Source organism: Noviherbaspirillum sp., assembly GCF_036846085.1.
In the GTDB taxonomy this organism is placed as follows: Bacteria; Pseudomonadota; Gammaproteobacteria; order Burkholderiales; family Burkholderiaceae_D; genus Noviherbaspirillum.
In genome coordinates this window covers 1-7,065 of the sequence record NZ_DAIUCO010000265.1, presented here as the reverse complement: position 1 = coordinate 7,065, position 7,065 = coordinate 1, and the positions used below count along the sequence as shown (strand labels likewise).

Below are 7,065 nucleotides of genomic sequence, written 5' to 3'. Positions count from 1 at the left end.
GTTGGACCATAGTTTGGTTATCCGATCGAATTCCTCCTGGAGACAAACAACATGCAAACCCGCGACAAGCTCTACATCAACGGCCAATGGGTCACCCCATCCGGCCGCAACACCATCCCCGTTATCAATGCCTCGACCGAGGAAGTCATGGCCACCATCCCGGAAGGCGACGAGACCGACGCCGACGCGGCGGTGGCCGCTGCCCGCGCCGCATTCGACGGCTGGAGCGCCACACCACCGAGCGATCGCGCCGGCTTCCTGCGCAAGATCCATGAAGGCCTGAAAGCGCGCAGCGAGGAACTCGCGCAGACCATTACCGGCGAGGTCGGCATGCCGCTCAAGCTGTCGGCCCAGATCCAGGTCGGCTCGCCGATCGCCAACTTCGGCTACTACGCGAAGATGGTGACCGAGTTCGAATGGGAGGAAGTGACCGGCAATTCGCGCGTGGTGCGCGAGCCGGTCGGCGTGGTGGCCTGCATCACGCCGTGGAACTACCCGCTGCACCAGATCGCCGCCAAGGTCGCCGCCGCCATGGCCGCCGGCTGCACCGTGGTCCTCAAGCCATCCGAAGTCGCGCCGCTCAATGCCTTCATTCTCGCCGAGGTGATTGATGCCGCCGGCGTGCCGCCGGGCGTGTTCAATCTCGTCAGCGGTGTCGGCCCGGTGATCGGCGAGGCGCTGGTGGCTCATCGGGATGTCGACATGGTGTCCTTCACCGGCTCGACCCGCGCCGGCAAGCGCATCTCCGAAGTGGCATCGGCCACCATCAAGCGCGTCGCGCTGGAACTGGGCGGCAAATCCGCATCGGTGATCCTCGACGATGCCGACCTGCCGACCGCGGTCAAGGGCACGGTCACCGCATGCTTCCTCAACAGTGGCCAGACCTGCTCCGCGCATACACGCATGCTGGTGCCCGAATCCCGTTATGAAGAAGCGGCGAAGATCGCCGTCGAGGTGGCGAAGAACTTCACCATCGGCGACCCCTTCGGCGGCACGGCAAAGCTCGGCCCGCTCATTTCCGACGCGCAGCGCGAACGCGTGCGCAGCTATATCCAGAAAGGAATCGACGAAGGCGCCGAACTGCTGTGCGGCGGACCGGATGCGCCGGCCGACCTGCCGAAAGGCTATTACGTGCAACCGACCATTTTCGGCCGCGTGAAGCCTGACAGCACGATCGCGCAGGAAGAGATCTTCGGGCCGGTCCTGTCCATCATCACCTACCGCGATGAAGACGAAGCGGTGCGGATCGCCAACGGCACGCTGTACGGCCTGGCCGGCGGCGTCTGGGCCGGCAGCGACGAACGCGCGCAGAAACTCGCGAAACGTTTGCGTACCGGGCAGGTGGATATCAACGGCGGCTCGTTCAACTTGTTCGCGCCCTTCGGCGGCTACAAGCAGTCCGGCCGCGGACGCGAGATGGGGCCGTACGGGATGGAAGAGTTCCTCGAGTACAAATCGCTGCAGTTCAAGCCGAACGCGGCGAGCCTGACGTCGAAGGCGCCATACTAAGCACGCATTGCGATCCGGGTGCGGTCACTGCGGCGGCATGCTGCGATGACTGCACCACATACGACCTGCTTGCGGCATGCGTGCATCGGAACCAATGCATCGAACCGCATTGCGCACGCCTCCCTTTTCCTCCTGACCGCGTCCCCGGCGCGATGAAGTCTGCCGCCGTCCGGAACCCTTTTCCGCCTTCCGCCACGTATCGACGCGCCGCCATCGTGATGGCGCGGGGCCAGCAAAACAAGGACGCTTCGTCAAGCTCGCACCCCCGAACCACATCCTGAAAGCGAACAGGTATAGATTGCAATCTTCTGGCTTCTTCATGCAGAGGAGTGATTGCATGACTCCATCCAAACGGCCCGGCATCGTCGAAAAGCATGGCAATCGAAACTTGCAAAAAATACATCGAATTGCTAAGGTGGCGCTCTCGCGTCTTTCCCCTCCTGACAACGAAGCCTGAGGCTGAACTGCAATGCACACGTTGCATCGTTGTTAGGAACAAGGTTCGGCATAACGATTTTGCAAAGAAGAGCATGGAACACCTCGTTATCAGCAGCGTCGTCGCATTCCGTGCATTCAACGCGCGCATCGAAGAAGTGAAAGAGCGACAGCGGCGACTGCCTTTCGACGCAGCCGGACAACCCTGCACAGTGTTCGGTAGAAGAGGCGGGAATGCTTCTTTGATACCCGACGATGTCTGACGGCTAACAGCCTGCCAACACTGATCCGAGTGGCCGCGCCGGTCATCCGGCACAGCTGCGCCACGCAATTTCCGACGCCGACGGTCCAAGCCCTTACTAACAACAACAATACGATGAAGATCCTGATTGTCGACGATCACGTGCTTTTCCGGGAGGGCCTGAAACTTCTGCTGCTCAAGCTGAATCCGGACATGACCGCCATTGAAGCAAGCAACCTGGATGATGCGCTGCACTTGACGACACGGCACGATGACATCGATCTCGTATTGTTTGATCTGGGCCTGCCGGGCCGGCATGGCGTTGATGCCTTGTCGGAATTCCGGCAGGAAAACGACCATCTGCCGACCGTGGTACTGTCCGCGCAGGAGGACCCACGGACTGTCCTTGATGCGCTGGTACAAGGCGCAATGGGTTTCATCCCCAAGACCACCTCCTTCGACGCCTTGCAGGCAGCTCTTCAAACCGTTCTGAACCATGGCATCTACGTCCCGCCCGTCACCTTCGGGAACCAGGCGGCGGCTCCCTCACTCCGCAAATCAACGCGCCCCGCGATGCAGTTGTCCGAGCTCGGATTGACCGATCGGCAGATGCAGGTCTTCAGGCTCATCGTGCAGGGCAAGTCGAACAAGGCGATCGCGAAACAGTTGTGCATCGCCGAGTCGACCATCAAGCAGCATGTGAAGCCGATCCTCAAGGCCCTGAACGTCACCTCGCGCGTGGGCGCCATCGTCGAAGTGGCGCGCCTGGGCATCGTGCTGGATCAATGAGCCGGGACATTGACCCATCTGCAGTGGAGCTGCAAACGAAAGCCGTCACTTCAGCGCCCCGGCGCCGGCTCAATGACGTCCGATCGCAAGCGAGGTGGTGGCTACGCGGCATTGCCTCGGGATTCATCGAGACTGTCAACGACCTGACGTCGCCATGGCGCCGGACCGCCGGAAGGTCCGGTGCGGACTTGCCAGCCGGCGCTTCCCCGTTGCCCCGAGCGATCACCGACACGCAGTTCCTGACGATGATGCGGGAATCGCAACCGAACTTCGCGGCAACGGCACTTGCCGTCGTGCTCTTCCTGCTGGCGTTGTGGCCAGTCGCCACGCGACCGTACCTGATCGCGTGGGCAGGGTGCTCGCTTGCCCTGGTCGGCTATGCGGTCGTGAATCATGCGAAGTTCATGCGCGCGACGCCCGCCGGTGACGACCTGTACGCCTGGCAAGCCAGTTTCCTCCCCGGGCTCTTGGTGCATGGCGTCATGTGGGGCTCCGTCATGTTCATACCCATGCCGCAGGAGGCCGTGCCATACGTCGCCCTCGGACTGCTGATGGTGATTGCCGGATCGGTCAGTCTGTTCGCCTATTACCGGGCCGGCATCTCATTGTTCGCCGTACCCTGCGCGCTGCTCGCAAGCACTTCCCTGGCTTTGAGCAGCGGCGTTCTGGGCATGGCAACCGGTGCCGGCTTCGCAATTGCCGTGGCGTTGCTGGTAAGGCTCGCCCGCGTTCACAACACGTCGATCACGCAGGCGATGCTGGTTGCGGAAGAACGCAAGGCCTTGCTGGAGGAGCTCGGTCACCAACGGCGCGAAGCTGAGCGCGCCAGCGTGGCGAAGACATTTTTCCTGGCGTCGGTCAGCCATGACCTGCGCCAGCCCATGCATTCGATTGCCCTGCTGGTCGCGGCATTCCGCCGGCGTGGCTGGGCGGATGCGGACATGATCGAGCAGATCGGCGCATCGGTGCAATCCATGGAAGACCTGCTGGGTGCCTTGCTGGAAGTATCCAGGCTCGATGCCGGGACCGTTCCCCTGCAGCTCGCCGTGTTCCCGATCAACCAGATGCTGGAACGCGTGCACTTGCAGTTCGATCCGCAGGCACAGGCCAAGGGCTTGAAGCTGGCGCTGGCCGACTCGCCCGTGCGTGTCTACAGCGACTTTTTTCATCTTGAGCGCATCGTTTCGAACCTGGTCGCCAACGCCATTCGCTACACCACGACCGGCTGCGTGCGGATACGCTGCCGTCGGCGTGGGAGCATTTTGTGGGTGCAGGTGTGGGACTCCGGCATCGGCATCGCGCGCGAAAATCGTCACAAGATCTTTGAGGACTTCTTCCAGGTTTGCCGCACCGCCCGCTCAAGCAGGCAGGGGCTGGGACTGGGCTTGTCGATCGTGCAGCGCACCGCACATCGCCTCAGCCACGGTCTGCGCGTGCGTTCTCGTCCAGGCCGGGGATCGTTGTTCGAGATCGGCATTCCGGTCGCAATCGCCGATGCGGACGACCCGCGGGCGGTGCAACTGGCACCTCTGCTGGACGGGCGCCTTGTGCTGCTGATTGATGATGACCCCATGGTGCTCAAGAGCATGGCCACGCTGCTGACGACGTTCAACTGCCAGGTGCTCAGTGCGGGCACGATTTCCGATGCGCTGGCCATCGTCGATGAGACCTTGCGCCTGCCAGACCTGATCATCAGCGACTATCGCCTGGGGGACGGTATCACCGGACCGGACGCCGTCGCCCGGGTCCGGGCACTGACGCAGGAAGACATCCCCGCCGTTCTTGTCACAGCCGAGCCCGCAGCCGTGCCGCAGTCATTCTCCGCCGCCATTCCCGTGTTGGCAAAACCGCTTCACCCGGCTGCTCTGGCTGCCGCCCTGCAACGCGTTTTCCCCGCGGGCGAGCGCCACTGACCACGGCATATTCGTCTGCCAGGTACTCCCGAGGTACTAGCACTCCGGGAGAATTTTCAAGTGCCACCTGCTCCCTACAGAATCTTGCCTGTTCCCGACATCGCCCATTGCGTCGACATCATGCGACGCAGATGGCAGGCCTGCAAACCTTGCCCGACCGGCGACAGGGGAACCGCGAAGGCTTCATGCGTTATTTGAAGCCGTTCATACCAAAGGAATAAACATGCATCTCTTGAACAGCAAAGAGCTGGCCTTCATCGCCGGCGGCGACGGCGGCGACGGACACAACTATTTCGTCCCGCCTTCGTCCTGGATCTATGTCACCACGGGTAGTGGCGACAGTGAATCGAGCTACTGGATGCCTCCGGGTGGTTTCCCTTACGTCGAAGACCATAACGGCGAGTAATACGCCGGCGTAATCAGGTCCAGTACGGATACGGCCTGCTCCGCACCTTCCCTGATTCGAGAAAGGAGCAGGCCGGCTGTCCGTCGAAGGTTTCATCCGGGCTTTTCGCGGCAATGAGTGAAAGCCGGAGCTTTTCAGTCAACAGGCATCGCAATGAAGCTGTTTCGTGATGAAGTATTTTCAGCCCGGCAATCGCAATGGCTGGGCACCATCCGCATCGGACGGCCACCGAGCTTCACGCTCGTTACCGGTACCGCGCTCGTGCTGGCCGCCGCGTTTGCCGCCTTTGCCGCCTGGGGCGAGATCACGCGCAAGGCGCGTTTACCGGGGCTGCTGATGCCGGCCTCGGGTGCACTCAACATCACCGTGCCGCAACCCGGCGTGCTGCTGGAGGTCAACGTCAAGGAGGGTGATGCCGTCGACGCGGGACAGGTGCTCGCCGTGCTCTCCACCGACCGCACGACGGCCAAAGGCGAGCTCGGCACGCTCATCGCGCATACGCTGCAGCAACGCCGCACCGCGATCGATGCCGAACGCCAGCTCGCACAACGCCACGCCCGGGAACGCGACGATGCCCTGGCCCAGCGCCTGCGCAGCTTGGACGCGGAACGCCGCCAAGCCGAAGGCGAGCTCGACACCGCGCAGCGGCGCATGAACCTGGCGGACAAAAGCGTCGAGCGCTACCGGCAATTGGCCCGGGAAGGATTTGTCTCCGACATCCAGGCACAGCAGAAGCAGGAAGAACTGCTGGACCTGCAGGCGCGCGAAGGCCAGGCGCGGCGCGCGCTGATCGCGCTGGAGCGCGATGCGCAGTCGCTGTCGGCGGAGCGGCTGTCCAACGCCACCGGACTGCAAACCCAGCTCGCACAGATCGAACGAAGCCTGGCGTCACTCGACCAGGAGGCCACGGAGAACGCGGCCCGGGAACGCATCGTCATCAAGGCGCCACAGGCGGCGACCGTGAGCGCGCTGACCGTGCATGCCGGCCAGGCGCTGCAACCGGGCCAGACCATGGCGACCCTGGTGCCGCGCGGCGCGAAGGCGGCGAGCGAAATCGAAGCGCACCTTTATGCGCCCAGCCGCACGGCGGGCTTCGTGCAGCCGGGACAGAAGGTATGGCTGCGCTACGCCGCCTACCCGTATCAGAAATTCGGCATGGCTGAAGGCGAGATCGTATCGGTAAGCCGTACGCCCATCAGCCCGCAGGACCTGCCGCCGGGCCAGGCCCTGGCGCTGTCGCAGGCGGCGCAGAGCAGCGAGCCGCTGTACCGAATCACAACAAAGCTGCATCAACAGACGATCACTACGTACGGACAGGTCAAGCCGCTCAAACCCGGCATGGCGCTGGAAGCCGACGTTCTGCAGGACCGCCGCGCGGTCTGGGAATGGGTACTGGAGCCGGTGCTGGCGGCGTCCAGCCACCTGAAGGTGATGGGGAGCGCACCAGAACGCCCACGCAACCAGCCTTCTTGATCAGCGGGGGTTGCATGACGGCTCGCGTGCAACGACACCCTTTTCACCACGACGAGCTACTTATAGAGGAAACATCAAAAATGAAGGAAATGACATACGCCGAATGCACGGCAGTCGTTGGAGCTTTTGCAACGGACTACGGTGTTCCGCACCGTCCTGCCCCGGCGCCGGGCGGCCTCACACAGGACTGGGGAGATGTCGGATTCAGCACGTTTAACAGCACTCCTTCCTACAGCTTCGACGCCTTCGCCGGCGCGTACAGCTATGCAGGATCCATCTCGGGCGGCGGCGGCGGTGGG

Annotated in this window: 6 protein-coding genes; all 6 read left to right on the top strand. The window is 62.9% G+C overall.

Annotation, left to right across the window (positions count from 1 at the left end; translation table 11 throughout):
* Positions 1-51: 51 nt before the first annotated feature.
* Positions 52-1,509, top strand: a complete 1,458-nt coding sequence (locus V7080_RS21885; RefSeq protein ID WP_334190502.1) for an aldehyde dehydrogenase family protein — start codon at positions 52-54, stop codon at positions 1,507-1,509.
* Positions 1,510-2,320: 811 nt separating this feature from the next.
* Positions 2,321-2,974, top strand: a complete 654-nt coding sequence (locus V7080_RS21880) for a response regulator transcription factor (protein WP_334190501.1) — start codon at positions 2,321-2,323, stop codon at positions 2,972-2,974.
* A 23-nt stretch (positions 2,975-2,997) separates the two neighbouring features.
* Complete coding sequence (locus V7080_RS21875) at positions 2,998-4,887, top strand: ATP-binding response regulator (protein WP_334190500.1); 1,890 nt, start codon at positions 2,998-3,000, stop codon at positions 4,885-4,887.
* A 223-nt stretch (positions 4,888-5,110) separates the two neighbouring features.
* Positions 5,111-5,293, top strand: coding sequence for a hypothetical protein (locus tag V7080_RS21870; protein WP_334190499.1), 183 nt, complete (start codon positions 5,111-5,113; stop codon positions 5,291-5,293).
* Between the two features lie 117 nt (positions 5,294-5,410).
* Positions 5,411-6,766 (top strand): HlyD family secretion protein, encoded by a 1,356-nt coding sequence (locus tag V7080_RS21865; RefSeq protein ID WP_334190498.1) that lies wholly within the window; start codon positions 5,411-5,413, stop codon positions 6,764-6,766.
* A gap of 80 nt (positions 6,767-6,846) precedes the next feature.
* Positions 6,847-7,065 (top strand): hypothetical protein (locus tag V7080_RS21860; protein WP_334190497.1); only part of this gene is annotated, 219 nt, incomplete at its 3' end.

Coding starts and splice junctions, on each gene's coding strand:
- V7080_RS21870 (WP_334190499.1), top strand. CDS start 5,111: ATGCATCTCTTGAACAGCAAAGAGCTGGCCTTCATCGCCGGCGGCGAC.
- V7080_RS21880 (WP_334190501.1), top strand. CDS start 2,321: ATGAAGATCCTGATTGTCGACGATCACGTGCTTTTCCGGGAGGGCCTG.
- V7080_RS21885 (WP_334190502.1), top strand. CDS start 52: ATGCAAACCCGCGACAAGCTCTACATCAACGGCCAATGGGTCACCCCA.